The following is a 26,826-nucleotide window of genomic DNA, read 5'->3' on the forward strand; positions in this document are numbered from 1 at the left end:
TCAGGCCATGAAGGTATTCCCGCCCCAACCGCCAAGGGGCTTATCCAGAGGACACTGGAATGACACAGGCAATTGCTTCGCCCGCGGTTCACGACCTGATCGGTATCGGCTTCGGCCCTTCGAACCTGGCGCTGGCCATCGCCCTGCAGGAGCGTGAGAAGGCCCAGGGCAAACTGGACGTGCTGTTTCTCGACAAACAAGCCGACTACCGCTGGCACGGCAATACCCTGGTGACCCAGAGCGAATTGCAGATTTCCTTCCTCAAGGACCTGGTGACCCTGCGCAACCCCACCAGCCCGTATTCCTTCGTCAACTACCTCAAGGCCCACGACCGCCTGGTGGACTTCATCAACCTGGGCACCTTTTACCCGTGCCGCATGGAGTACAACGACTACCTGCGCTGGGTCGCCGGGCAATTCCAGGCCCAGGCCCGCTACGGCGAGGAAGTGCTGGCCATCGAGCCGATCCTGCACCAGCAGCAGGTTGAAGCGCTGCGCGTGATTTCCCGCGATGCGCTGGGCGAGCAGCATGTGCGCACCACACGCTCAGTGGTGGTCAGCGCCGGCGGCACACCGCGTATTCCCGAGGCGTTCAAGGCGCTCAGGGGCGACAGCCGGGTCTTCCACCATTCCCACTACCTGGAGCGCATGGCCGGCCAGCCGTGTGTCGACGGCAAGCCGATGCGCATCGCGGTAATCGGCGGTGGCCAGAGCGCGGCCGAAGCCTTTATCGACCTCAATGACAGCTTCCCATCGGTGCAGGTTGATATGATCCTGCGCGGTTCGGCGCTCAAGCCGGCGGATGACAGCCCGTTCGTCAACGAAGTCTTCTCGCCGGCCTTTACCGATCTGGTGTTCCAGCAAGTCGGCGCTGAACGTGAACGCCTGGTCGCCGAGTACCAGAACACCAATTATTCGGTGGTCGACCTGGACCTGATCGAGCGCATCTACGGCATCTTCTATCGCCAGAAAGTCTCCGGCATCGCGCGCCAGGCGTTCCGCACCATGACCGTGGTCGAAAAGGCCACTCCCGGCTCGCTGGGCATCGAACTGGCGCTGCGCAACAATGCCACCGGCGAAACCAGCGTGAGCCACTACGACGCGGTGATTCTCGCCACCGGTTACGAGCGCCAGATGCACCGCGAACTGCTCGCGCCGCTGGAGGCCTACATGGGCGATTTCGAAGTGGCCCGCGATTACCGCATCGTCACCGACGAGCGCTGCAAGGCCGGGATCTACATCCAGGGGTTCAGCCAGGCCAGCCATGGTCTGAGCGATACGTTGCTGTCGGTGCTGCCGATTCGCGCGGATGAAATTGCCGCGTCGTTGTATGCCAATGACCGTAGCCGTGGCAGCGCGCGCTCGGTGCAGGACCTGCTGCTCGCCACTGCAAGCTGACCGGATTCTGTAGGAGCGAGCTTGCTCGCGAAGAACGCGAGGGCGCCGGGTTGATTCAGAAGGGGCGCGTTATCGTTGATGTTTTTCGCGAGCAAGGGCTAGCCGCCCGCCTCGCTCCTACAGGCGGTACTTGTGACAAGGCGTTGCTGCTGATACTGTACAAAAAACCAGTATCGGTAGCTCTCCATGCAGTTGATCGAAAAACTCAGCATTCTTGCCGACGCCGCCAAGTACGACGCTTCGTGCGCCAGCAGCGGCGCGCCCAAGCGCAGCTCCGAAGGCAAGGCCGGGCTGGGTTCCACCGATGGCATGGGTATTTGCCACAGCTATACGCCCGATGGCCGCTGCGTGTCGCTGCTCAAGGTGCTGCTCACCAACTTCTGTCTCTATGACTGCCAATACTGCGTCAACCGCCGTTCCAGCGACGTGCCCCGTGCGCGGTTCAGCCCGGAAGAAGTGGTCACCCTGACCCTGGACTTCTACAAGCGCAATTGCGTCAGCGGGCTGTTTCTCAGTTCCGGCATCATCCGTTCAGCCGACTACACCATGGAGCAGTTGGTGCGGGTTGCCAAGCTGCTGCGCGAGGAGCACGACTTTCGCGGCTATATCCATCTCAAGACCATTCCCGAAGCCGACCCCGCGTTGATCGCCGAGGCCGGGCGCTATGCCGACCGCCTGAGCGTGAACATCGAACTGCCCACCGATGCCAGCCTGCAAACCCTGGCGCCCGAAAAGCAGATCGTCTCGATCAAGCAGGCCATGCAAACCATCTACACCGGTGAACAGACGGTGCTCAACGAACCTCGCGCACCGCGCTTCGCCCCGGCCGGGCAGAGCACCCAGATGATCGTCGGCGCCGACGATACCGACGACAGCACCATCCTGCACGGTGCCGAAGCCTTGTATGGCAATTACAAGCTGCGCCGCGTGTATTACTCGGCGTTCAGCCCGATTCCCAACAGCCCCAAGAGCGTGCCCCTGGCCGCGCCGCCGCTGATGCGCGAGCATCGTTTGTACCAGGCCGACTTCCTCCTGCGCAGTTACGGTTTCAGCGCTAACGAGCTGTTCGAAGGCCCCGGCCACCTGGCCCTGGATATCGACCCCAAGCTGGCGTGGGCCCTGGAGCATCGCGAGGTGTTTCCCCTGGACCTGAACCGCGCCGAGCCGACCTTGATCGCGCGCATCCCCGGCATCGGCCTGCGCACCACCCAGCGCCTGGTGGACCTGCGCCGCGAACGCAAGATCCGCTTCGAAGACCTGGCGCGCATGCGCTGCGTGCTGGCCAAGGCCAAGCCGTTCTTCATCACCAGCGATTACCACCCGCAGCAGGCCGACAGCACCAGCGTATTGCTGCGCGAACAACTGCGCGATCGCCCGCAACCGCAACAGATGGGGTTGTGGGGATGATCAGCCTGGAATGCGACAACCTGTTCAGCACCTGGCGCGAACAGGCGCGCTGGCTGCTCAGCCATCAGGTCGACCCCAGCCAGGTGAGCTGGGGCGAGGCCGAAGTGGCGGATTTGTTTGCCACCGACCAGCCCATTGCGTCCGAGCCGGGTCCGTTCCAGGCGCGCATTCCCAAGGCCTTGTTGCCACTGCTGGAGTCGGCCGCCTGTTACCACGGCGATCAGCGTTGGAGTTTGCTCTACGAAGTGTTGTGGCGGGTCAGCCATGGCGACCGCACGGCCATGCTGGCCGGTGACAAGTTGGGCAGCGAGCTGCAGCGCCGCATCAAGCAGGTCAGCCGTGAAGCCCATCACTTGCATGCGTTTGTGCGGTTTATTGCACTGCCGGCCGAAGCGGGCCCCGAGCTGCCGGAGTACGTGGCCTGGCACGAGCCGGCCCACGATATTTTGCACAGTGCCAGCCAGCATTTTATCGGGCGCATGGGCCGTCATCGCTGGATGATCGCGACGCCCCTGGACGGGGTGTATTACGACGGCGAGCAATTGATTCACCAACGCCAGTGCCCCGAGGCGTGGCAGCAACTGGCGCAGAATGTCGAAGACCCGCACAGCGCCATGTGGTTGACCTATTACAGCCACATCTTCAATCCGGCGCGCTTGAACCCCAAGGTGATGGAAGGGCATTTGCCGAGCCGGTTCTGGAAGAACCTGCCGGAGGGCAAGTTGATTCCGGGGCTGATCAGCGAGGCGCGCACGGGCAAACAGAAGGATGGGCAGGCCAGACTGGTGGGCACCAAACCCGGCAAACGCATTTCAGGCGGGCCCAGTTAGAACATGTGGGTGGGGACTTGGTATGGTGGTGTCTGTCATAGCGCCCGCAGCCAGGAGCAATCATGTCTACCGCTGTTCGTCTTGCCCAAACCGCCGATGCCGAAGGCATCAGCCAAGTCATCCTGGCGGCCTTGCACAGCAGCAATGCGCAGGATTACCCGGCGGATGTGATTGCCCGCGTGGCGAGCAATTTCACCCCCGATGCCGTGCTGGCGCTGCTCAAGCGCCGTGTCGTGCTGGTGGCCACCCAGGGTCAGGTGATCGTCGCCACCGCCGCCCTCGACGCCAACGTGGTGCGCTCGGTATTCGTCAACCCGGCGTTGCAAGGGCAGGGCATTGGTCGGCTGTTGATGATCGAGATCGAACTGCGCGCCCGCGAAGCCGGGGTGACGGTGCTGAGTGTGCCGTCCTCGCTGACCGCCGAACCGTTCTACAGCAAGCTGGGGTTTCACACCGTGCGCGATGTCTATCACGGCAACGAGCGCACGCTGGTCATGGAAAAGGCCCTGCTGTCCCGGCACCCCATCGGCCCGTATCGCGACCGTCAGCACCGTGCGCAAGTGGTTGAGTTGTGGCAGGAGGCGTTCGGCTACGACACCGCGCATAACCTGCCGACCCTGGCGATCGACAAGAAGCTGGCGGTCAATGACGGCTTGTTCTTTGTCGCGACCGATAAAAAGGCCGTGATCGGTACGATTCTCGCCGGCTATGACGGCCATCGCGGTTGGCTGTACTCGGTGGCGGTGCGTGCCGACTATCGTCGCCACGGCCTGGGATCGTCGTTGGTGCGTTACGCGGAACAGGCGTTGACGGCGTTGGGTTGCATGAAGATCAACCTGCAGATCACCGGCGGCAATGACGCGGTGGTGGGGTTCTACGAGGCGTTGGGGTACGGGGTGGAGCCGAGGATCAGCATGGGCAAGAAGATTGCGGGAAATATTCCTGCCCAATCTTGAGAACACAGGAGGCAAATGTGGGAGGGGGCTTGCCCCCGATGGCGGTGGATCAGTCACATCTTCGGTGGCTGACACTCTGCTATCGGGGGCAAGCCCCCTCCCACATGGGTTTTGCGTTGTGGCTATCAGACCTTGACGATCCAACCCGCCGGCGCTTCAACGTCACCGGTCTGCACGCCCGTCAGCTCTTTGTAGAGTTTCTGGGTAATCGGGCCCACTTCGGTTTCGCTGTGGAACACGTGCAGCTTGCCGTTGTACTGGATGCCGCCGATCGGCGAGATCACCGCAGCGGTGCCGCAAGCGCCGGCTTCCTTGAATTGATCCAGCTTGTCGATGAACACTTCGCCCTCGACCACGGTAAGGCCCAGGCGGCTCTGGGCCAGTTCGATCAGCGACAGGCGGGTGATGCCCGGCAGCACCGAAGGCGACTTCGGCGTGATGAACTGGTTGTCATGGGTGATGCCGAAGAAGTTCGCCGAGCCGACTTCTTCGATTTTCGAATGGGTCATCGGGTCCAGGTAGATCGCGTCGGCGAAGCCGGATTTTTTCGCTTCCGAGCCCGGCATCAGGCTGGCGGCATAGTTACCGCCCACTTTCGCGGCACCGGTGCCTTGTGGGGCGGCGCGGTCGAAGGTGGAGATCTGGAAGTTGTGGGGCACCAGGCCGCCTTTGAAATAGGCACCGACCGGGATGGCGAACACCGAGAAGATGAACTCCGGCGCGGTGCGCACACCGATGTTGTCACCGGTGCCGATCACGAACGGGCGCAGGTACAGCGCGCCGCCGCTGCCGTAAGGCGGGATGAAGCGCTCGTTGGCCTTGACCACTTGCTTGCAGGCTTCGATGAAGTCTTCGGTCGACACATGCGGCATCAGCAGGCGGGCGCAGCTGCGCTGCATGCGCGCGGCGTTCTGGTCCGGACGGAACAGGTTGATCGAGCCGTCCTTGCAGCGGTAGGCCTTGAGGCCTTCAAAGCACTGCTGGCCATAGTGCAGGGCGGTGGAACCCTCGCTGATGTGCAGCACGTTGTCGTCGGTCAGGGTGCCTGCTTGCCATTCGCCGTTTTTCCAGACCTGGAGAAACCGCTTGTCGGTCTTGATGTAGTCAAAACCCAGCTTGTCCCAATTGATGCTTTCGTTACCCATGACACCCTCTAATCTCTGGTCAAGTCGGATTTTTTTCTGGATGGGCTCAACAATACTTCATTCGCAGGGCCGTCCGCATCCCCTTGTAGGAGCGAGCTTGCTCGCGAAGAACGCAAGATCACTGCGTTTCGTCTGGATGCGCGCGTTTTCGTTGACGTTTTTCGCGAGCAAGCTCGCTCCTACAGGTGCAACGCATGCCCCAAAGCTCGCAACGCGGCTTCCTGCACCGCTTCGCCCAAGGTCGGATGGGCGTGGATCGTGCCCGCCACATCCTCCAGCCGCGAGCCCATTTCCAGGCTCAGGCCAAACGCAGTGGACAGTTCCGACACCCCGGCCCCCACCGCCTGCCAGCCGACAATCAGGTGATTGTCACGCCGCGCGACGACGCGTACGAAGCCGGTTTTCGACTCCAGGGTCATGGCCCGGCCGTTGGCTGCGAACGGGAAGCTCGACACGATACAGTCCAGGCCGGCCGCCTTGGCTTCGTCCGGGGTCTTGCCGACCACCACCAGTTCCGGGTCGGTGAAGCATACGGCAGGGATCGCCGCCGGGTTGAATTCTCGGGATTTGCCGCTGATCAATTCGGCAACCATCTCGCCCTGGGCCATGGCCCGGTGCGCCAGCATCGGCTCGCCGCTGAGATCGCCGATGGCATACACATTGCGCATGCTGGTCTGGCAACGGCTGTCGATCCTGATAGCGGCGCCGTTCATGTCCAGGTTCAGCGCTTCGAGATTCCAGCCCTGAGTGTTGGGTTTGCGCCCTACAGCCACCAGCACCTGGTCCGTCTCCAGCGAAAGGCTGTCGCCATTCGGATCGCGCACTTGCAGGCAGTTATCGGCAAAGCCGGTGACGCTGTGCTTGAGGTACAGCTTGACCCCGAGTTGTTTGATCGATTCGTTAACCGGCTGGGTCAGCTCGGCGTCATAGGCCGGCAGGATGCGATCCTGGGCCTCGACCACGCTGACGTCGGCACCGAGCTTGCGATAGGCGATGCCCAGCTCCAGGCCGATATAACCGCCACCCACCACGATCAGCCGCTTCGGTACGTGGCTAGGGGCCAGGGCTTCGGTGGATGAAATGACCGGCCCGCCCAGCGGCAGCATCGGCAGCTCGACGCTTTTCGAACCGGTGGCCAGCAGCAGGTGTTCGCACTGGATGCGCTGTTCGCCGACGTCGACGGTCTTGCCGTCCACCACCCTGGCCCAGCCGTGGATCACCTGCACCTTGTGTTTCTTCAGCAGCGCGGCGACGCCGGTGGTCAGGCGGTCGACGATGCCGTCCTTCCATTCCACGCTCTTGCGGATGTCCAGAGTCGGCGCAGCCACTTCGATGCCCAGCGGCGAGCCCTGGCTGTGGTGCACGCTTTGCTGGAACTGTTCGGCCACGTGGATCAAGGCCTTGGATGGAATGCAGCCGATGTTCAGGCAGGTGCCGCCCAACGCCTGGCCTTCCACCAGAATCGTCGGGATGCCCAGTTGGCCGGCGCGAATCGCGGCCACGTAACCGCCAGGGCCGCCGCCGATAATCAGCAGCGTGGTGTGCAGTGTCTGAGTCATGCCCTTACTCCAGGAACAGGCTGGCGGGTTGTTCGAGCAGGCCGCGCACGGCCTGGATGAATTGCGCCGCGTCCATGCCATCGACCACACGGTGATCGAACGAGCTGGAGAGGTTCATCATCTTGCGCACCACGATCTGGCCCTTGATCACCATCGGCCGCTCGACGATACGGTTGACGCCGACAATCGCCACTTCCGGCAGGTTCAGCACCGGCGTGCTGACGATGCCGCCCAGGGCGCCGAGGCTGGTCAGGGTAATGGTCGAGCCCGACAGCTCATCGCGGCTGGCCTTGCCGTTGCGGGCGGCCGTTGCCAGTCGCGTGATTTCTTCGGCCGTGCCCCACAGGTTGCGGGCTTCGGCGTGGCGCACTACCGGCACCATGAGGCCGACGTCGCTCTGGGTGGCGACGCCTACATGCACTGCGCCGAGGCGGGTGATGACCTGGGCGTCGTCGTCGTAGCGGGCGTTGATCTGCGGGAAATCGCGCAGTGCCACTACCATGGCACGCACGATGAACGGCAGCAGCGTCAGCTTGCCGCGTGCGGCGCCGTGTTTTTCGTTGAGGTGCACGCGCAGCTCGTCCAACGCGGTGACGTCGATTTCTTCCACGTAGCTGAAATGCGCGGCGCGGCGGGTGGCGTCCTGCATGCGCTGGGCGATCTTGCGGCGCATGCCGATCACCGGAATCTGGTGCTCGTCGTTGCGTTCGGCATAGGGATTGGCGGTTGCCGAAAGTGTGCTAGCGCCTTGCTGAAGGTAGGCCTCGAGATCTTCATGCAGGATCCGTCCGGCCGGCCCGGAGCCCTGTACCAGGCGCAACGGGATACCCGCATCCAGGGCATGCTTGCGCACGGCGGGGGAGGCCAGCGGGCGCTCATTGGCCTCCCGGGCCACGGGTGCCTGGACCTTGGCCGCCACAGGCGCGGGCTTGCTTTGAACCGGTTCCGGCTTGCTCTCCAGCACCGGCGCGGCTTTTTCCACCGGTGCGGCCGCTGCCGGCGCTTCCCTGGCGTTACCGGCGCCTTCCACTTCAATGCTGATCAGAATACTGCCCACCGCCATGACTTCACCCGGCTCGCCGCCCAGGGAAATCACCTTGCCGTGAACCGGCGAGGGAATGTCCACCATCGCCTTGTCGGTCATCACATCCGCCAGCACCTGGTCTTCGACGACCAGGTCGCCGACCTTCACATGCCATTGCGACAGTTCAACTTCGGCGATGCCTTCGCCAATGTCCGGCATCTTGATAACGTGCGTGCCCATTCAGACCTCCATGACCCGTTTCAACGCCGCGCCCACCCGGGACGGGCCTGGGAAATACGCCCACTCCTGCGCGTGCGGGTAGGGCGTGTCCCACCCGGTAACGCGCTCGATCGGCGCTTCCAGGTGGTGGAAGCAATGCTCCTGCACCAGCGACACCAGCTCGGCGCCAAACCCGCAGGTGCGCGTGGCTTCGTGTACCACCACGCAACGGCCGGTCTTTTTCACCGAGTTGACGATGGTTTCCAGGTCCAGTGGCCACAGGCTGCGCAGATCGATGACTTCGGCATCGATGCCGGTCTCTTCGGCGGCCACTTGCGACACATACACGGTGGTGCCGTAGGTCAGCACCGTCACAGCGGAACCTGGGCGCACGATGGCGGCCACGTCCAGGGGCACGGTGTAGTAACCGTCCGGCACCTGGGCTTGCGGGTGTTTTGACCACGGCGTCACCGGACGGTCATGGTGGCCATCGAACGGGCCGTTATACAGACGCTTGGGTTCAAGGAAGATCACCGGGTCATCGTTTTCGATGGAGGCGATCAGCAGGCCCTTGGCGTCATACGGGTTGGACGGCATCACCGTGCGCAGGCCGCAGACCTGGGTGAACACCGCTTCGATACTCTGGCTGTGGGTCTGGCCGCCGTAGATGCCGCCGCCGCACGGCATGCGCATGGTCAGGGGCGCGGTGAACTGGCCGGCCGAGCGATAACGCAGGCGCGCCGCTTCGGAGATGATCTGGTCGGTGGCGGGGTACACGTAGTCGGCAAACTGGATTTCCGCGACCGGACGCAGGCCGTAGGCGCCCATGCCCACCGCGACGCCGACGATGCCGCTTTCGGAAATCGGTGCGTCGAACACCCGCGAGCTGCCGTACTTGGTCTGCAACCCTTCGGTGCAGCGGAACACGCCGCCGAAGTAACCGACGTCCTGGCCGAACACCACCACGTTGTCGTCACGTTCAAGCATCACATCCATGGCCGAGCGCAGGGCCTGGATCATGGTCATGGTGGTGGTGGTCATGGCGGTTTCCAGTTCGATGCTGTTGTTGTGATCGTTCATGTCAGACCCCCAACTCTTGACGCTGGCGCTTCAAGTGCTCCGGCATCTCTTTATAGACGTCCTCGAACATGGTCGCGGCGCTTGGAATCTGGCCGCCGGCCAGGGTGCCGTACTGTTCGGCCTGTTTTTGCGCGGCGATGACTTCGGCTTCCAGTTCGGCGCTGACCGCCGCGTGTTCCTCGTCGGACCACTGGCCAATCCTGATCAGGTGCTGCTTGAGGCGGGCAATCGGGTCGCCCAATGGGAAGTGGCTCCAGTCATCGGCGGGGCGGTACTTGGACGGATCATCGGAGGTCGAGTGCGGACCGGCGCGGTAGGTCACCCACTCGATCAGCGTCGGCCCCAGGTTGCGGCGCGCGCGCTCGGCTGCCCAGGCGGAGGCGGCGTACACGGCGATAAAGTCGTTGCCGTCCACGCGCAGCGAGGCGATGCCGCAACCCACGCCGCGTCCGGCAAAGGTCGTGGCTTCACCGCCGGCAATCGCCTGGAAGGTGGAGATGGCCCACTGGTTGTTGACCACGTTGAGAATCACCGGGGCGCGGTACACGTGGGCGAAAGTGAGAGCGGTGTGGAAGTCCGATTCAGCGGTGGCACCGTCACCGATCCAGGCCGAGGCGATCTTGGTATCGCCCTTGATCGCCGAGGCCATGCCCCAGCCCACGCCCTGTACGAACTGGGTGGCGAGGTTGCCGGAAATGGTGAAGAAACCGGCGTCCTTGACCGAGTACATGATCGGCAACTGGCGGCCCTTGAGCGGGTCGCGTTCGTTGGACAGCAGTTGGCAGATCAGGTCCACCAGCGGCACGTCGCGGGCCATCAGGATGCTTTGCTGGCGGTAGGTGGGGAAGCACATGTCGTCGATGTTCAAGGCCAGGGCCTGGGCGCTGCCAATGGCTTCTTCGCCAAGGCTCTGCATGTAGAACGACATCTTTTTCTGGCGCTGGGCGACCACCATGCGGTTGTCGAAGATGCGCGTCTTGAGCATCGCGCGCATGCCCTTGCGCATGATGTCTGCCGAGACACCCTCGGCCCACGGCCCGAGCGCCTGGCCCTGGTCGTCGAGCACGCGGATCAGGCCTTTGGCCAGGTCGGCGGTGTCGGCCGGTTCCACGTCGATGGCGGGTTTGCGTACCAGGCCGGCGTCGGTCAGGCGCAGGTAGGTGAAGTCGGTCTTGCAGCCCGGGCGGCCCGAGGGTTCGGGAACGTGCAGGCGCAGCGGTGCATACGGCTGGTTCATGGCTTTCTACGCTCGATCTTGTGAATTTCTTGTAGTGGGCGCGCTAGCTGACAGTCAGTCTTCGGGTAGAAGAAATCTTGTCCTACAACAATCATAGGCGTGGCGTAGAAGAATATTTATCTGTGTTTCGTTGCGCTCAGGATCATTTGCGGATAAAAAATCTGCATAAACATAATAAACAGGTGATTTTGTCTCATGCGCAAACTGGACCGTACCGATATCGGCATTCTCAATGCCCTGCAGGAGAATGCCCGCATCACCAACGCCGACCTGGCCCGCTCGGTCAACCTGTCGCCCACGCCGTGCTTCAACCGGGTGAAGGCGATGGAGGAGCTGGGCCTGATTCGCGAGCAGGTCACGCTGCTGGACGCCGACCTGCTGGGGTTGCACGTCAATGTGTTCATCCATGTGAGCCTGGAAAAGCAGAATGAACTGGCGTTGCAGCAGTTCGAAGGCGCGATCTCGGACCGCCCGGAAGTGATGGAGTGTTACCTGATGGCCGGCGACCCGGACTATCTGATCCGGGTGCTGGTGCCGACGATCCAGGCGCTGGAGCGGTTCATGATGGACTTTCTGACCAAGGTGCCGGGGGTGGCGAACATTCGCTCCAGTTTTGCCTTGAAGCAGGTGCGCTATAAAACCGCGCTGCCGCTGCCGGCCAACGGCATAAACCTGGGCTCCTGATTCAACACGGAACAATATGTGGGAGGGGGCTTGCCCCCGATAGCGGTGTGACAGTCAGCTTATCTGTAGCTGACCCTCCGCCATCGGGGGCAAGCCCCCTCCCACATTTTTGACTGCATTTCAAAGTTGGTTGAGGGGAATCTTGAGGTAGGTGACACCGTTGTCTTCAGCCGGCGGCATGTTCCCCGCCCGCACATTCACTTGAATCGCCGGCAGCAACAAAGTCGGCATGCCCAATCCGGCATCCCGGCTGGTGCGCATCGCTACAAACGCCGCCTCATCCACCCCGTCATGCACATGAATATTCCCTGCTCGTTGTTCCGCCACGGTCGTTTGGCACTTCGCTTCACGGCCCTCGGGTGGATAGTCATGGCATACATACAGCTTGGTGTCCGAGGGGAACGCCAGCAGCTTGCGCATCGACGCGTACAACTGCCGCGCATCGCCGCCGGGGAAGTCGCAGCGGGCGGTGCCGACATCGGGCATGAACAGGGTGTCGCCCACCAGGATCAAGCGCCCGTCGATCAGGTAGGCCATGTCCGCCGGGGTATGCCCGGGCACATGCAGCGCCTGGGCCTGCAGGCCACCGATATGGAAGATTTCATCCGGCGCAAACAGGTGATCGAACTGCGAGCCATCGACACGAAACGCCGGCTCCAGGTTGAACAGCTGCTTGAATACGCCTTGCACCTTGCTGATGGACTGGCCAATCGCAATCTTGCCGCCCAGGGTGCGGCGCAGGTACGGCGCGGCGGAGAGGTGATCGGCGTGGGCGTGGGTTTCCAGCAGCCACTGCACCTGCAGGCCATGCTCGCGGACGAAGGCAATCACCTTGTCGGCCTGCGCGGTATCGGTGCGCCCGGACGCCGGGTCGTAGTTGAGCACCGAATCGACGATGGCGCAGGGGCCGCCATCGGCTTCATAGACCACATAGGTGTAGGTCGACGATGCCTCATCCAGAAAGGCTTGAATCAACGCTGGCATGGCGGCTGTCTCTGTTTGGGAAAAATGTGGTTACAATCAGTTTACGTTTAAACATAATGTCTTGAGCTTAAGTGAGATGAAGGAACCGAGGCAAATGGAATCTACGTTGAGTGAGGGCGAGGTCGCCCAGTTGCGTGCATCGGCGTCCAAGGCCTGTTCCTTGCTCAAGGCGCTGGCCAATGAAGACCGCTTGTTGATCCTCTGCCAGTTGACCCTGGGCGAACGCAACGTCGGCGAGCTGGAAGCCCAGACCGGCGTGCGCCAGCCCACGCTGTCACAACAGTTGGGCATCCTGCGGGACGAAGGGTTGGTCGCCACCCGTCGGGAAGGCAAATACATTTTCTACGGATTGGCCAGCCACGAAGTGATTCAAGTGATGAAGACCCTGTCCGGCCTGTACTGCGGCGCGGTGATAAAAAGCTGGGCGTGACGCCATCCGGCAGCGACCCTTGTGTGCATTGACTCAAAAAGGCAGTAGACCATGACCGAACAACACTGGGGACCCACCATCAGTGGCGATATCGTAGTCATCGGCGGCGGTTCGGCAGGCATCGGCCTGCTGGCCAGCCTGCTCAAGCGCGACCCGCAACTGAACCTCATCCTGATCGAACCCAACGACTACCATTGCTATCAACCCGCCTGGACCCTGGTGGGCGGCGGCGCCTACGACCTGCAAAAGACCCGGCGCCCGCTGGCCGACGTACTGCCCGATGGCGTCACCTGGGTCCAGGCCGCCGTCAGCGAATTACTGCCTGACGAACAGACCCTGGTGCTCGACAGCGGCCAGCGCGTCACCTGGAAAAAACTGATTGTCTGCCCCGGCCTGCGCCTGGCCTGGGAAAAGATCGAGGGCCTGCAGGATACCCTCGGTCGCCACGGCGTCACCTCCAACTACAGCTATGAACATGCCGCCTATACCTGGCAACTGGTGCAGCAGCTCAAGGGTGGCAAGGCGCTGTTCACCCAGCCGGCCATGCCGATCAAATGCGCCGGCGCGCCGCAGAAGGCCATGTACCTGTCCTGCGATCATTGGCTCAGGCAGGGCAGCCTGAAAAACATCGAGGTCGAATTCAACCTGGCCGGTGCCGCGCTGTTCGGCGTGGCGACCTTTGTGCCGCCGTTGATGAAGTACGTCGAGAAATACAACGCGCGGCTGGCGTTCAATGCCAACCTCGTGAAGGTCGACGGCCCGGCGCGCAAAGCCTGGTTTGAAGTCAAGGACGCAGAGGGTAACGTGAGCGTCGAAGAGAAAACCTTCGATATGCTCCACGTCGTGCCGCCGCAAGTCGCCCCGGATTTTATCCGCCAAAGCCCGCTGGCCGACGCCGCCGGCTGGTGCGAAGTGAATCCTCACAGCCTGCAGCACCTGCGCTACCCGCACATCTTTGGCCTGGGCGACGTGTGCGGCACCGCCAACGCCAAGACCGCCGCAGCGGTGCGCAAGCAGATCGTGGTGGTGGCCGAAAACCTGCTGGCCCTGCGCAAACAGGCGCCGCTGCCGCTCAAGTACGACGGCTACGGCTCCTGCCCGCTGACGGTGGAGAAGGGCAAGGTGGTGCTGGCCGAGTTCGGCTACGGCGGCAAGCTGCTGCCGACCTTTCCCCTCGACCCGACCCGGGCGCGCCGTTCGATGTGGTTCCTCAAGGCCACGCTGCTGCCGTGGTTCTACTGGAACGGCATGCTCAAGGGCCGCGAGTGGCTGACCCGGCTGAGCAAGGTGGACTGAATGCTGCTGGCGAGTGTGTTGGGTATCTTGATGGGCCTGGTCATGGGCTTGACCGGCGCGGGCGGCGGCATCCTCGGGGTGCCGGCGCTGGTGCTGGGACTGGGGTTGACGATGACCCAGGCCGCACCGGTGTCGTTGCTCGCCGTGGGTGCGGCGGCGGCGGTGGGGGCGATTGACGGCCTGCGCCATGGACTGGTGCGTTACCGTGCGGCGTTATTGATTGCGTTGCTGGGTGCGTTGTTCTCTCCGCTGGGCGTATTCGTCGCCCATCAACTGTCGGAGCCGGTGCTGATGGGCCTGTTCAGCGCCCTGATGGTGCTGGTGGCCTGGCGCATGCTGCGGCGCGAAAAGGTCGAGGCCGGGCCGAGTGACCATGGCGCGGCCTCCTGGGGCCAGAAGAACTGCATGCTCAACCAGCAGACCGGACGCCTGGCCTGGACCGCCAAATGCAGTGCGACCCTGGCGGCATTGGGCGCGGTCACCGGTGCGGTCTCGGGTTTGCTCGGCGTGGGCGGCGGCTTTCTGATCGTGCCGGCGTTCAAGCAACTGACCGATGTGCAGATGCGCGGGATCGTCGCGACCTCGTTGATGGTGGTCAGCCTGCTGTCGCTGATCGGCGTGGCGGGGGCCTTTCACGCCGGTGTGAATATCGAGCCGGTGGGCTGGGCATTTATCGTGGCGAGTATTGTCGGCATGTTGGCCGGACGGCGCTTGTGCTCAGTGATTCCTGCGCGTGCGCTGCAAGTGGGGTTTGCCGGCTTGTGTGTGCTGGTGGCGGCTGGAATGCTGATGAATGCTTTGCTCCGGACCTGAAATACAGTCCAAGTGAGGGAAGGGCGCGCTTGCGGTGAGCGGCAACTGATGACTTTTCGGCGGGTTCAGCGCCGTCGGGCTGGGGAGTTGATACCCGTCAACACCGCGTGCGGCAGTTTGCGCCATGCTCAGGGCTTGATCTGACGGCTCACGGAGCACCCCCATGAACGCCCCCGCAACAACCGCTGCATCATTCAAATTACCCCTCGGCCTGGTGTTCGCCGTGCTGGTAATGATCGGCGTGCTGCTGTTGCCGCTGCCCGCCGATTTGCCGGTGGCCGGGCATCGCATGCTGGCGATCCTCGCGTTTGCCGTGGTGGTGTGGATCACCGAAGCGGTGTCCTATGAAGCCAGTGCGATCATGATCACTTCGCTCATGGCGTTTTTGCTCGGTACCGCGCCGTCGATCCAGGACCCCGCGCACCTGATCGGCACCAGCCCGGCGATCAGCATGGCGCTCACCGGGTTCTCCAATCCGGCGCTGGCGCTGGTGGCGGGCGCGCTGTTTATCGCCGCCGCCATGACCCACACCGGTCTGGACCGGCGTATCGCGCTGGTCACGCTCAGTCGAGTCGGCACCAGCACCCGGCGCATCCTGCTCGGGGCGATTGCGGTGACCATCCTGCTCAGCCTGGTGGTGCCCAGCGCCACCGCGCGCAGTGCCTGTGTGGTGCCGATCATGATGGGCGTGATCGCCGCGTTCGGCGTCGACAAGCGCTCGAACATCGCCGCCGGCATCATGATCGTAGTGGCCCAGGGCACCAGCATCTGGAACGTCGGCATACAGACCGCCGCTGCGCAGAACCTGCTGACAGTCGGCTTCATGGACAAGATGCTCGGCCAACGCGTGTCGTGGATCGACTGGCTGATCGCCGGTGCGCCGTGGGCGTTGATCATGTCGGCCGTGTTGCTGTTCCTGGTGCTCAAGCTGTTGCCGCCGGAAACCGACAGTATCCCGGGGGGTAAAGAGGCGGTGGCGCAGTCGCTGGTGGAAATCGGGCCGATGACCGGGCCGCAGAAGCGGCTGTTGAGCGTGTCGGTCCTGCTGCTGCTGGCCTGGGCGACAGAAGGCCGGCTGCACAGTTTCGACACCACCTCCACAACCTACGCCGGGTTGGTATTCCTGCTGCTGCCGGGCATTGGCGTGATGAGCTGGAAGGATGTGCAGTCGCGGATCCCGTGGGGCACGGTCATCGTGTTCGGCGTGGGCATCAGCCTGGGCACGGCGTTGCTGACGACCCAGGCCGGACAGTGGCTGGGCTCTACCGTTGTGGCCCACACGGGACTGGATCAGGTGGGGCCGTTGGGGGTGTTTGCAATTCTTGGGGCGTTCCTGATCCTGATTCACCTGGGGTTCGCCAGCGCCACGGCGCTGACCTCGGCGTTGCTGCCGATCCTGATTGCGGTGCTGCAGACCTTGCCGGGGGATTTCAGCCGGTTGGGCATGACCATGCTGCTGGGGTTTGTGATGAGCTACGGGTTTATCCTGCCGATCAATGCGCCGCAGAATATGGTGTGCCTGGGGACGGGAACGTTCACGGCGCGGCAGTTTGCCAAGGTGGGGGTTTTGGTGACGTTGATCGGGTATGGGTTGATGCTGGTGTTTGCGGCGACGTATTGGAGTTGGTTGGGGTGGGTCTGACCGTGCATTCCATGTGGGAGCTGGCTTGCCTGCGATGGCGGCCTTCGAGCCGACCGGAATTTTTGATCGTTCCCACAGTTTGACCGTGCACGCTTGATACATGGCGAGATGAACGTACCTCAGGTTACTGTTCTCTAAGTAATGGCTCCACCAGCCTTACGCGTCGGCTCATCAAGGTCACCGAATGGATAAATACACCCCGCATACATGGCAACCCCACGAGCGGCCGAGCTTGCCCGGTTCGCCGTCGACGCCGCTGCACCCCACCCACAAGCGCTGGCTGTTCGCGCTGGTCGGCGTGCTGGTGGCGATCACGGGCGGGTTGGGCAACGCCCTGGTCATCGCCAACCTGCAATACCTGCAAGGCGCCCTGGGCGCGACCACGGCGGAAATGGCCTGGCTGCCCGCTGCCTATGTGATGACTAACGTGTGCATGAACCTGCTGCTGGTAAAATTTCGCCAGCAGTTCGGCCTGCGGGCGTTTACCGAGGTGTTCCTGGTGTTGTATGCGCTGGTGACCTTCGGCCACTTGTTCGTCAATGATCTCAACTCGGCCATCGCCGTGCGGGCGGCCCACGGCATGGTGGGGGCGGCGCTGAGTTCGTTGGGCTTGTACTACATGATCCAGGCGTTCCCGGCCAAGTGGCGCTTGAAAGCCCTGGTGCTGGGGCTGGGCACTGCGCAGCTGGCATTGCCGCTGGCGCGTTTGTTCTCTGAAGATTTGCTGCAAATTGCCGAATGGCGCGGGCTATACCTGTTCGAGCTGGGCCTGGCGCTGATCTGCCTGGGCTGTGTGTTCCTGCTCAAGTTGCCGCCCGGCGACCGGTTCAAGACCTTTGAAAAACTCGATTTCCTCACCTTCGCGATCCTGGCCACCGGCGTCGCCTTGCTCTGCGCGGTGTTGTCCCTGGGGCGCATCGACTGGTGGCTGGAGGCGCCCTGGATCGGCATCGCCTCGGCCTGTTCGCTGGTGCTGATCATGGCCGGCCTGGCCATCGAACATAACCGCGCCAACCCGATGCTGATGACCCGCTGGCTGGGCAGCGGCACCATGATTCGCCTGGCCTTGGCGGTGATCCTGATTCGGATGGTGCTGTCCGAACAATCCACCGGTGCGGTGGGTTTCATGCAGATGCTGAACATGAGTTACCAGCAGATGCATACGCTGTACGTGGTGATGCTGGTCGGGGCGATTGCCGGCCTGGTGGTCAGCGCCTTGACGATCAATCCGGCACACTTGCTGATGCCACTGATCATCTCCCTGGCGTTGATGGCGACGGGGTCGGTCATGGACAGTTTTTCCAGCAACCTGACGCGACCGCAGAACCTGTATATCAGCCAGTTCCTGCTAGGCTTCGGCGGTACCTTCTTTCTCGGGCCGACCATGGTGCTGGGCACCAGGAATGTATTGACCAACCCGCGCAACCTGGTGAGTTTTTCGGTGATGTTCGGGATTTGCCAGAACCTCGGCGGCCTGATCGGCGCGGCGTTGCTCGGCACCTTCCAGATCGTGCGCGAGAAGTATCACTCGAGCATGATCGTCGAGCACCTGACCTTGCTCGACCCCCGCGTCGCGGCGCGGGTACAGAGTGGCGGCTCGGCCTATGGTGGTATCGTTGCCGACCCGGAACTGCGCAACCTCATGGGCATCCGCAGCCTGGCTACGGCGGCCACCCGTGAGGCGAACGTCATGGCGTACAACGATGTCTTCATGTTGATTGCGATCATCGCGATCCTGACCATGATCTGGATCTTTATCCGCAGCCTGTGGCTGATGAGCACCACCAAAGCAGCCACCCCTTCCGTTCAACCTGTCGGCGCCTCTTCATGACCGAACCCACGACCACGACTACCAACGCCATCGCTTCCACGCCCGAGGGCACCACGCCGCCGGGCGCCGCTGTGACCGAACCGCGCTCGTTGCGAGTACGCCTCCTTTCGTCCCTGGGCTTTGCCGCGGTTGCCATCGTCGGCGTGCTGATCGTGCTGTACGCGTGGCAACTGCCGCCGTTCAGCAGCGCCGTGGAAACCACCGAAAATGCCTTGGTGCGTGGGCAGGTGACGATCATCGGCCCGCAGCTCAGCGGCTATGTATTCGAAGTGCCGGTGCAGGATTTCCAGTATGTGAAGGCCGGTGACCTGCTGGTGCGCCTCGATGACCGCATCTACAAGCAGCGCCTGGACCAGGCCCTGGCGCAACTGGCGGTGCAGAAGGCTTCGCTGGCCAATGTAGTGCAGCAACGCAACAGCGCCGAAGCGACCATCAAGTTGCGCCAGGCCGCGCTGGTCGACAGCCAGGCCCAGGCGCGCAAAAGCACCGCCGACCTGCGCCGCAATGAAGAGCTGATCAGCGACGGCTCGGTGTCCAGGCGTGAGCTGGACGTCACCCGCGCCGCCAATGCCCAGACCGTCGCCGCCGTGGCCCAGGCCCAGGCCAGCCTGGAAATCGCGCGGCAGGACCTGCAAACGGTGATCGTCAATCGCGGCTCCCTGGAGGCCGCAGTGGCCAGTGCGGAGGCGGCGGTGGAATTGGCCCGGATCGACCTGTCCAACACCCGCATCACCGCACCCCGGGATGGCCAGTTGGGGCAGATCGGCGTGCGCCTCGGGGCCTACGTCAACTCCGGTGCGCAGTTGATGGCGCTGGTGCCCAAGCAGTTGTGGGTGATCGCCAATATGAAGGAAACCCAGATGGACAATGTGCAGGTCGGCCAGCCGGTGACCTTCACCGTGGATGCATTGAACCACCGCAGGTTTCACGGCACGGTGCAGCATATTTCCCCGGCAACCGGCTCGGAGTTCAGCCTGTTGCAGGCGGACAACGCCACCGGCAACTTCGTCAAGATCGCCCAGCGCGTGCCGGTGCGGATCACCGTGGACCCTGACCAGGCCGAGAGTGAACGATTGCGGCCGGGGTTGTCGGTGGTGGTGAGTATCGATACGGCAGGGCGCCTGAAGAATAGTCCGCCCTGACATTGACACCACATTTGGAGTGTATTTCAGGTTGAAATTGAGGTGGGTCGACTGGCCTTGTTCCAACAGTCTGTAGGAGCGAGCTTGCTCGCGAAAAACGTCAACGATAACGCGTGCTTCCTGAATAAACGCGGTGCCTGTGAGTTTTTCGCGAGCAAGCTCGCTCCTACAAAAAGCCTTTGACTGGCATTAGAGCAAGCCCCCTCCCACATTTGGAGTGTATTTCAGGTTGAAATTGAGGTGGGTTGACTGGCCTTGTTCCAGCAGTTTCAGGCCCGGCCTTCCCGGCAAGTGATGGGCATTCACCGGATGGCTTACCGGCTCGATGCAGAAAAATTCCAACCCCGGCGGGCAATACAGCAGGAAGTAATCGGCGCCGGTGGCCTGGCACTCGAGGCTGTACCCAAGCTGCGGTTGCTCGATCAGGCAGTGCCCGTCCCAGCCACAAAAGCCGTTATCCACCAGCCCCTCCGGCAGCGGTTTGGTTTGCCCAAAATCCCAATCCTGCGGCACCGCCGCCAATTGCGTCGGCAGCTTGGCCGCATCGCTCATCCACGCCTGCGACGCCTTCGCCTGTAACCGCGTATCCGGACGACGCGGGAAATACGGATGCAATCCCAGCCCATGCCACGCCGCGTTTTCGGCCAGATGAGTCACGCGCAATTCAATCGCCAGCACCCCATCGTGCAACCGAAACCGTTGCTCGGCGCGGTACGCGAACGGTGTGTCGCAAAGCAAGTGCAACACCACTTCATCGGCGGTTTGGCTGCTCACCTGCCACGCCTGCTGCCAGGCCGAGCCATGAATCGGCAGCGGGTCAGTGAGGCTGTTGGGATTGAGGGCCAGCCAGCCGTCGGGGTTGTCGAAGCCGCCGTGGGCGATTCGGTTTGACCAGGGCGCCAAGGGGTAGCAGCCCAGCTTGCCCGGCAGCCCGGTGTTGATCGCCTGCTCATCGCTATTGCGCAACAGCGGCTGGCCGGTGGCGCGTACCGTCCAGTTCACGATGGCGCCGCCGATGGCCGGGGCGAGCACCAGGTGGGTGAAGGGGTCCGAAAGCTCAATCACGATTGACCTGCCTTATGGAAATGGTAAACACAGCGCTGCTCGAAGTGTGGGAGGGGGCTTGCCCCCGATAGCAGTGGGTCAGCTGATGCAACTTTGACTGAACCACCGCTATCAGGAGCAAGCCCCCTTGTGTCTTGAGTCAGGATTAGACTGAGGGTGAGAGCGGTGAGTAGCAAGCTGAATGCCCCGAGTGCTTAAAGCACGTGTGGGAGCCCACGCTGCTACTCACCTCTCCGCTCTGGACATGAGCCCGAACAGTTGAACGAGCCCACCTCGAACAGTTACAAGCGTGGGCCAAGCCAGAGCGCTCTCACTCTAAGTGTAAGAGGGTTTGGCAATGTTTTCCTACTCTGCAGGCATTGATGTTTCCAAAGACAGTCTTGAGGCTCGGATTCATTTACTTGAAGCTGGGGTAAGCTGTTCCAACACTGAAAGAGACTTACCAGCGTTGATCGGGTGGCTAATGCTTTACCAGGTTAGTCGCGTGTTGGTGGAAGCCACGGGCGGTTACGAGCGCAAAATCGTCAAAGCGGCTCAGGCTGCCGGCCTTGAGGTTATGTGCGTTAATCCCCGTCGTGCCAAAGAGTTTTCCAGAGCGATGGGCCAGAAAGCCAAAACCGACCCGATAGACGCAAAGTCTCTGGCGCACTATGCAGCCGTTCTAGACTCGCCAAGTGCCCGAATCACAAGCCCGGAACACGACAAGCTGCGCGCGCTGGTCCAGCAGCGGGAACATTTTGTTCAGCAAAGAGATGACGACAGACGACGCCTGAAAACGGCTTCCTGCGATGCGGTAAAGCCTGCATTGCAGAGCCATATCGACTATTTGAACACGGCAGTGGAGGCGATAGATCGACTGATTCGTCAAAGTGCGAACGAGCTAGATAGCGAAAAGGTGGCTCGACTGTGTTCAGTCAAAGGAATTGGTCTGGTTACTGCCACCAGTCTTATGGCTTACCTGCCTGAGCTGGGGGAGATTGGAGGGCGCCCTATCGCGGCATTAGCGGGCCTCGCTCCGTACAACAACGACAGCGGAAGGCATAAAGGTGCACGCCACATTAGTGGCGGAAGGTTTTCAGCTCGTCGCCCACTTTACATGGCCTGTTGGGTGGTCATCCGGGACCAGCCAGAATTCGGGACTCGATATAAGGCGCTACGTGATAAAGGGAAATGCGCCAAAGTCGCGTTGATCGCCTGTATGCGCGTTTTGTTGGTACGCCTGAACGCGATGCTGCGCGACCGTACTGAATGGAAAGAGCGTACCGCTTAGCGCGGTAGCAGCTATTTCCTCCAACATCGCACGACTTAAGGCTGTGGGAGCTTTGCTGTCTATGAAAAATGACTTCTGAATTGAATCCATTAAGACAGTTGCTCCCACATTCAAGCATCCTTGTTCTTGAAATTGGATTTACAACACCACGCTTGGCAACCACAGCGACAGTGCCGGAATGTAGGTCACCGCAATCAGCACCAGAAACAGCACCGCATAAAAAGGCAGCAGCGCCTTCACGGTCTTCTCGATGCTGACCTTGCCCACCGCCGCGCCCACGAACAACACCGCGCCCACCGGCGGGGTGATCAGGCCTATCCCGAGGTTCACCAGCATGATCATGCCGAAGTGCACCGGGTCCACACCAATACCCAGCACCACCGGCAGCAAAATCGGCGTGAGGATCAGGATCAGCGGCGCCATGTCCATCACCGTGCCGAGCAACAGCAGCATGACGTTGATGCACATCAGGATCACGTAGCGGTTGTCCGACAGGGTCAGGAACAGCGTGGTGATCTTCGCCGGGATCTGCATCAGGGTCATGATGTAGCCGAAGCTGGCGGCGAAGGCGATCAGGATCATCACGATGGAAATGGTGCGCACCGTGCGATGCATCAGCTTGGGCAGCTCGCGCCATTTGTAGTCGCGGTAGATGAACATGGTCACGAAAAACGCCCACAGCACGGCAATCGCGGCGGATTCGGTGGCGGTGAAGATACCCGAGAGGATGCCGCCGAGGATGATCACCATGGCCATCAGGCCCCAGAGCGCATCGGCGGCGATCTTCAGCGCTTGCTTCAAGGGGATGACTTCGCCTTTGGGGTAGTCGCGTTTTTTCGCGAAGATCAGGCACAGCACCATCAGGCACGCGCTCATCAACAGGCCCGGCACCACGCCAGCCATGAACAGCGAGGCGATGGAAACGGTGCCGCCCGCCGCCAGGGAGTAGAGCACCGAGTTATGGCTCGGAGGCGTCAGCAGCGCCTGCACCGAGCCGCTGACCGTCACCGCCGTTGCGAACTCACGGGGATAACCCCGGCGTTCCATCTCCGGAATCAGCACCGAACCGACCGACGCGGTATCGGCCACCGACGAGCCGGAGATCGCGCCGAAAAAGGTCGAGGCCATGATATTGACGAGGGACAGACCGCCACGCACAAAGCCCACCAGCACCCCGGCAAACGCCACCAGGCGCCGCGACATGCCGCCCTCGGCCATGATCGCCCCGGCCAGCACGAAGAACGGAATCGCCATCAGCGAAAACTTGTTCACCCCGCCCGCCACCTGGATCATCAGGGCCTGGAACGGGATGTCGATCCACCATGCGCCGATCAGCGCCGACAAGCCCAGCGCGTAGGCCACCGGCATGCCGATCAGGATCAAGGCGATAAAACTGCCCAACAGAATCAATGCGTCCATATCAGGCGGCCCCTTCGCTTTCTTCTACCAGGTCGAAGCGCACCACGCGCCGGTTGCTCTGGTCGCCCAGCAGCAGTTTTTCCACCACGAAGATCAGGGTCAGCAAGCCGCCAATCGGGATCGGCATATAGGTGATGCCGACGCGCAGGGTAGGGATGGCGCTCATGAACTGGTTCCAGGTGGACAGGCACAATTTGGCGCCCCAGATCGTCATGAACAGGCAGATGGTGCCCATCAGCAGTTGCGAAACAATGCCGACGACGCGGCGTTGGGTGGCAGGCAGGCGGTCGGTGACCATGGCCACCGACATATGCGCACCGGCGCGGTAGCTGGCGGCGGCGCCGATGAAGGTGAACACCAGCATCAGCAGGATGGCGGTGGGCTCCGGCCAGCTTGAGCCGGTGCCGAGGATGTAGCGGGCGAAAATGCCCCAGGGAATGATCAGTGCGACCCCGAGTACCGAAAGGCCGGCGACCCAGATGCAGGTCATGTAGATGCGGTCATTGATGCGCAGCAGTAGATTCTTCATGGCGTTCACCGTAACCGGGCGCGTCGGTGTCGACCGCGCCGGGCCTAGCTGGGGGGAGTGTGCTTACTGAACGGCGTCGATACGCTTGATGATGTCGGCGTAAGGCGCGCCGTACTTGGCACGAACCTGTGCGGTGGCGTCATAGAAGGGCTTTTTGTCGACGGTGATGAACTCGACACCGGCGGCCTTGAGCTTGGCTTCACTGCTGGCGGACTTGGCGTCCCACAACACGCGCTCGTCAGCCTGGGCGGCCTTGGCGGCTTTCTTGACCATGTCCTGCTGCGCGGGGGTGAGCTTGTTCCAGGTGATCTTCGACATCACGATGGGTTCGGGCAGGATCAGATGCTCGGTGAGGGTGTAGTACTTGGCGTTCTGGTAGTGGTTGTGCTCGAGCAGTGTCGGCGGGTTGTTTTCCGCGCCGTCTATCACGCCGGTCTGCAAGGCGCTGAAAATTTCGCCGGTGTCCATGGCGATGCCATTGGCGCCCATCGCGTTGAAGGCATCGATGAACAGCGGGTTGCCCTGCACGCGAATCTTCATGCCCTTGAGGTCTTCGATCTTGCGCACCGGTTTCTTGGTGTAGAGGTTGCGCGTGCCACCGTCCATCCAGGCCAGGGCGACCAGGCCGAACTCGGAGTGGGTGATCTTGGCGAGGATTTCATCGCCGATTTCGCCGTCGATGACCTTGCGCATGTGTGCCTGGTCACGGAACACGAAGGGCAGGTTGAACACGTTGACGTCGGGCACCACCGGGCCGACGATGCCGAGGCTGACGCGGGTCATCTGCACGGCGCCGACCTGGGCCTGTTCGACCACTTCTTTCTCGGAGCCGAGCACGCCGCCCGGGAAGTACTTGAAGGTCAGTTCGCCGTTGCTTTCCTTGGTCAAGGCCTTGCCCATGTTCTCTTCGGCAACGACGGTGGGGTAGCCGGCGGGGTGGATGTCGGCAAATTTGATTTCCAGCGCCTGGACGGCGCTGCTGAGGGCGACGAGTGTGGCGGCGAGCAAGGTGCGTTTGAAGTCCATAGGGTTTCATTCCTGTCTTGTTATTGTTGTATTCAAGGCACAGCGATGCAGCTAGAGGGTGAACGTGGGCTCCGGCAAACCGGTGGTGCCGGGATTGAGGGCAAACACACCGCCGGAGAGGGACTGCTCACTCTGGTCGTCACGGATCGAGGTGACGTACAGGGTGTCCAGACGACTGCCGCCGAAGGCGCACATGGTGGGTTTCTTCACCGGGACGGTGAGGGAGCGATCGAGGCGACCTTCGGGTGTGAAGCGATGGACCAGCCCGGCGTCGTTGGCACAGATCCAGTAGCAGCCATCGGCATCCACGGCGGCGCCATCTGGGCGGCCAAGGTGCTGGTGCATGTCCACGAACACGCGGCGATTGGACGGTGTGCCAGTGTCAATGTCGTAGTCGAACGCCCAAATCTGCTGCACCAGCGGGTGTGAGTCCGAGGCGTACATCGTACGGCCGTCGGGGCTGAAGGCCAGGCCGTTCAGGGTAATGAAACCGTCCAGTTGGGCATGGGGCGCCGAGCCGGCTGCGTAGCGATACAAGATGCCTTCGGCGGCGTTCAGGCCCATGTTCAGCACCATGCTGCCGGCCCAGAAACGGCCCTGGCGATCACAGCGGCCGTCGTTGAGGCGCATGTCCGGGCGTGGATGCTTGACCTCGGCCAGGAGCGTGGTGTCGAGGCTGCCATCGTTGTGCGGGCTCAGGTGGAAAAAACCGGACTCCATGCCGGCGACCCAGTTGCCCGCGTCAGTGCGGGCAATACAGGCGAGCATCTGAGGGGCTTGCCACGTTGCGACCTGGCCTGTGGCCGCATCCCAGCGCTGCAGGCAGCGGTTGGGGATATCCACCCAGTACAGGGCATTTTCCTCGGGCACCCACACCGGACATTCGCCCACGGCGTTGCGGGCGTCGACAATCAATTCTGCACTCATCGTCACTCATTCCCTTGGGTTGCCGTGAACTCAGTCACCGAACGGGCCTGCCGCGCAGAACGCGCCGCCCTGGTAGATTTTGGCCGGGTCATCGTCCGCCACCGGCGGCTGGGCCTCGACCTGGGCGCGGAACACTTCGGAGCTGTCCTTGGGTGCAAAGCCCAGGTGCGCGGCGTAGCGGTTGTCCCACCAGGTGTCGAGGTTATCCGACATGCCGTAGACCACGGTATGCCCCACGTCTGGGGTGTACAGCGCGCGTTCGAGCAGCTGGGTCAGGTCGTCGAAGCTCAGCCAGGTGTGCATCATCCGGCGGTTCTGCGGTTGCGGGAACGACGAGCCGATACGAATGCTCACGGTCTGGATGCCGTAGCGATCAAAGTAGAAACTCGCCATGTCTTCGCCATAGGACTTGGACAAGCCGTAATAGCTGTCCGGACGGCGCGGGGAATGGGCATCGAGTTGTTCGCCCTGCTTGTAGAAGCCGATCACATGGTTGGAGCTGGCGAAAATCACCCGCTTGACCCCATGACGGCGCGCGGCTTCGTAGATGTGGAAGACGCCACTGATGTTGGCACCGAGCACTTCTTCAAACGGACGCTCCACCGACACGCCGCCAAAATGCAGGATCGCATCGACGCCTTCCACCAGATGGTGCACGGCGTGTTTGTCGGAAAGATCGCAGGGCTGCACTTCTTCATGGGCGGCGGCGGGGGCCATGTCGGCGATGTCCGACAGGCGCAGTACCTTGGCGTAGGGGCGCATGCGTTCGCGCAGGACTTTGCCCAGGCCACCGGCGGCGCCGGTGAGCAGGATGCGGTTGAAGGGAGTGGGCGTGATGGTGGTCATGGGCATTCCAATTTTTGTTGTAGGTTGTCGTATGACTATGTGGAAATAGTGTGAGGGATTCCCTGGGT

At 62.2% G+C, this 26,826-nt stretch carries 24 protein-coding genes; 12 read left to right on the forward strand and 12 right to left on the reverse strand.

Features of this window, described 5'->3' with window-relative positions:
• The first annotated feature begins 59 nt into the window (after nucleotides 1-59).
• The 4 genes from TU82_RS03145 (at nucleotide 60) to TU82_RS27540 (ending at nucleotide 4,590) form a co-directional block, all read left to right on the forward strand.
• A complete protein-coding gene (locus TU82_RS03145) occupies nucleotides 60-1,397 on the forward strand; it encodes a lysine N(6)-hydroxylase/L-ornithine N(5)-oxygenase family protein (RefSeq protein ID WP_057721655.1) in 1,338 nt (445 codons plus the stop codon).
• Between the two features lie 186 nt (nucleotides 1,398-1,583).
• Nucleotides 1,584-2,804: a putative DNA modification/repair radical SAM protein gene (locus tag TU82_RS03150; RefSeq protein WP_057721656.1), complete on the forward strand. Its 1,221-nt coding sequence runs from the start codon at nucleotides 1,584-1,586 to the stop codon at nucleotides 2,802-2,804.
• Entirely contained in the window at nucleotides 2,801-3,634 is an 834-nt protein-coding gene (locus tag TU82_RS03155; RefSeq protein WP_057721657.1) for a TIGR03915 family putative DNA repair protein, read from the forward strand. Before TU82_RS03150 ends, TU82_RS03155 begins: the two co-directional genes overlap by 4 nt.
• Before the next feature lie 62 nt (nucleotides 3,635-3,696).
• Entirely contained in the window at nucleotides 3,697-4,590 is an 894-nt protein-coding gene (locus TU82_RS27540; protein ID WP_082631951.1) for a GNAT family acetyltransferase, read from the forward strand.
• Nucleotides 4,591-4,715: 125 nt separating this feature from the next.
• On the opposite strand, the gene TU82_RS03170 is transcribed toward TU82_RS27540, so the two are convergent.
• The 5 genes from TU82_RS03170 to TU82_RS03190 all read right to left on the reverse strand — a co-directional run bounded on the left by TU82_RS03170 (nucleotide 4,716) and on the right by TU82_RS03190 (nucleotide 10,854).
• Nucleotides 4,716-5,735, reverse strand: a complete 1,020-nt coding sequence (locus TU82_RS03170; protein WP_057721658.1) for a branched-chain amino acid aminotransferase — start codon at nucleotides 5,733-5,735, stop codon at nucleotides 4,716-4,718.
• Between the two features lie 179 nt (nucleotides 5,736-5,914).
• Entirely contained in the window at nucleotides 5,915-7,294 is a 1,380-nt protein-coding gene (gene lpdA / locus TU82_RS03175) for a dihydrolipoyl dehydrogenase (RefSeq protein ID WP_057721659.1), read from the reverse strand.
• Between the two features lie 4 nt (nucleotides 7,295-7,298).
• Nucleotides 7,299-8,558: a dihydrolipoamide acetyltransferase family protein gene (locus tag TU82_RS03180; RefSeq protein ID WP_057721660.1), complete on the reverse strand. Its 1,260-nt coding sequence runs from the start codon at nucleotides 8,556-8,558 to the stop codon at nucleotides 7,299-7,301.
• Entirely contained in the window at nucleotides 8,559-9,617 is a 1,059-nt protein-coding gene (locus TU82_RS03185; RefSeq protein ID WP_017136257.1) for an alpha-ketoacid dehydrogenase subunit beta, read from the reverse strand.
• Between the two features lies 1 nt (nucleotide 9,618).
• Nucleotides 9,619-10,854, reverse strand: coding sequence for a 3-methyl-2-oxobutanoate dehydrogenase (2-methylpropanoyl-transferring) subunit alpha (locus tag TU82_RS03190; RefSeq protein ID WP_057721661.1), 1,236 nt, complete (start codon nucleotides 10,852-10,854; stop codon nucleotides 9,619-9,621).
• Nucleotides 10,855-11,049: 195 nt separating this feature from the next.
• On the opposite strand from TU82_RS03190, the gene bkdR reads away from it, so the two are divergent.
• Entirely contained in the window at nucleotides 11,050-11,538 is a 489-nt protein-coding gene (gene bkdR, locus TU82_RS03195) for a Bkd operon transcriptional regulator BkdR (protein WP_057721662.1), read from the forward strand.
• Between the two features lie 120 nt (nucleotides 11,539-11,658).
• Here the strand turns inward: bkdR and TU82_RS03200 are convergent, their stop codons facing one another.
• Entirely contained in the window at nucleotides 11,659-12,522 is an 864-nt protein-coding gene (locus tag TU82_RS03200; protein ID WP_057721663.1) for an MBL fold metallo-hydrolase, read from the reverse strand.
• Nucleotides 12,523-12,616: 94 nt separating this feature from the next.
• Here TU82_RS03200 and TU82_RS03205 point away from each other — a divergent pair, with 94 nt between their 5' ends.
• The 6 genes from TU82_RS03205 to TU82_RS03230 all read left to right on the forward strand — a co-directional run bounded on the left by TU82_RS03205 (nucleotide 12,617) and on the right by TU82_RS03230 (nucleotide 19,676).
• A complete protein-coding gene (locus TU82_RS03205; protein WP_057007617.1) occupies nucleotides 12,617-12,952 on the forward strand; it encodes an ArsR/SmtB family transcription factor in 336 nt (111 codons plus the stop codon).
• A 51-nt stretch (nucleotides 12,953-13,003) separates the two neighbouring features.
• Nucleotides 13,004-14,248, forward strand: a complete 1,245-nt coding sequence (locus tag TU82_RS03210) for an NAD(P)/FAD-dependent oxidoreductase (protein ID WP_057721664.1) — start codon at nucleotides 13,004-13,006, stop codon at nucleotides 14,246-14,248.
• Complete coding sequence (locus TU82_RS03215; RefSeq protein WP_057721665.1) at nucleotides 14,249-15,061, forward strand: sulfite exporter TauE/SafE family protein; 813 nt, start codon at nucleotides 14,249-14,251, stop codon at nucleotides 15,059-15,061.
• Between the two features lie 163 nt (nucleotides 15,062-15,224).
• On the forward strand, nucleotides 15,225-16,703 hold the full coding sequence (locus TU82_RS03220) for a DASS family sodium-coupled anion symporter (protein ID WP_057721666.1): 1,479 nt from the start codon (nucleotides 15,225-15,227) through the stop codon (nucleotides 16,701-16,703).
• 184 nt (nucleotides 16,704-16,887) lie between these two features.
• Entirely contained in the window at nucleotides 16,888-18,534 is a 1,647-nt protein-coding gene (locus TU82_RS03225) for an MFS transporter (protein ID WP_057721667.1), read from the forward strand.
• Nucleotides 18,531-19,676 (forward strand): HlyD family secretion protein, encoded by a 1,146-nt coding sequence (locus tag TU82_RS03230; RefSeq protein WP_057721668.1) that lies wholly within the window; start codon nucleotides 18,531-18,533, stop codon nucleotides 19,674-19,676. The genes TU82_RS03225 and TU82_RS03230 overlap by 4 nt, the downstream gene beginning before the upstream one ends.
• A 189-nt stretch (nucleotides 19,677-19,865) precedes the next feature.
• Here TU82_RS03230 and TU82_RS03235 read toward each other — a convergent pair whose 3' ends face one another.
• Nucleotides 19,866-20,741 carry an aldose 1-epimerase gene (locus TU82_RS03235; RefSeq protein ID WP_057721669.1) on the reverse strand — a complete coding sequence of 292 codons (876 nt, stop codon included), beginning with the start codon at nucleotides 20,739-20,741 and terminating at the stop codon, nucleotides 19,866-19,868.
• A 337-nt stretch (nucleotides 20,742-21,078) separates the two neighbouring features.
• Between TU82_RS03235 and TU82_RS03240 the strand changes: the two genes are divergently transcribed.
• On the forward strand, nucleotides 21,079-22,011 hold the full coding sequence (locus TU82_RS03240; protein WP_057721670.1) for an IS110 family transposase: 933 nt from the start codon (nucleotides 21,079-21,081) through the stop codon (nucleotides 22,009-22,011).
• 138 nt (nucleotides 22,012-22,149) lie between these two features.
• Here TU82_RS03240 and TU82_RS03245 read toward each other — a convergent pair whose 3' ends face one another.
• From TU82_RS03245 to TU82_RS03265, 5 genes are all read right to left on the reverse strand, one after another.
• Nucleotides 22,150-23,430 carry a TRAP transporter large permease gene (locus TU82_RS03245; RefSeq protein WP_057721671.1) on the reverse strand — a complete coding sequence of 427 codons (1,281 nt, stop codon included), beginning with the start codon at nucleotides 23,428-23,430 and terminating at the stop codon, nucleotides 22,150-22,152.
• 1 nt (nucleotide 23,431) lies between these two features.
• Nucleotides 23,432-23,959, reverse strand: a complete 528-nt coding sequence (locus TU82_RS03250; RefSeq protein ID WP_057721672.1) for a TRAP transporter small permease — start codon at nucleotides 23,957-23,959, stop codon at nucleotides 23,432-23,434.
• Between the two features lie 63 nt (nucleotides 23,960-24,022).
• The gene (locus TU82_RS03255) at nucleotides 24,023-24,985 is read right to left on the reverse strand and encodes a TRAP transporter substrate-binding protein (protein ID WP_057721673.1); all 963 of its coding nucleotides are present in this window, start codon (nucleotides 24,983-24,985) and stop codon (nucleotides 24,023-24,025) included.
• A gap of 51 nt (nucleotides 24,986-25,036) precedes the next feature.
• Complete coding sequence (locus TU82_RS03260; RefSeq protein WP_057721674.1) at nucleotides 25,037-25,912, reverse strand: SMP-30/gluconolactonase/LRE family protein; 876 nt, start codon at nucleotides 25,910-25,912, stop codon at nucleotides 25,037-25,039.
• Between the two features lie 30 nt (nucleotides 25,913-25,942).
• Nucleotides 25,943-26,758: an NAD-dependent epimerase/dehydratase family protein gene (locus tag TU82_RS03265; RefSeq protein WP_057721675.1), complete on the reverse strand. Its 816-nt coding sequence runs from the start codon at nucleotides 26,756-26,758 to the stop codon at nucleotides 25,943-25,945.
• Nucleotides 26,759-26,826: the final 68 nt, after the last annotated feature.

The organism is Pseudomonas orientalis (assembly GCF_001439815.1).
Taxonomy (GTDB): Bacteria; Pseudomonadota; Gammaproteobacteria; order Pseudomonadales; family Pseudomonadaceae; genus Aquipseudomonas; species Aquipseudomonas orientalis.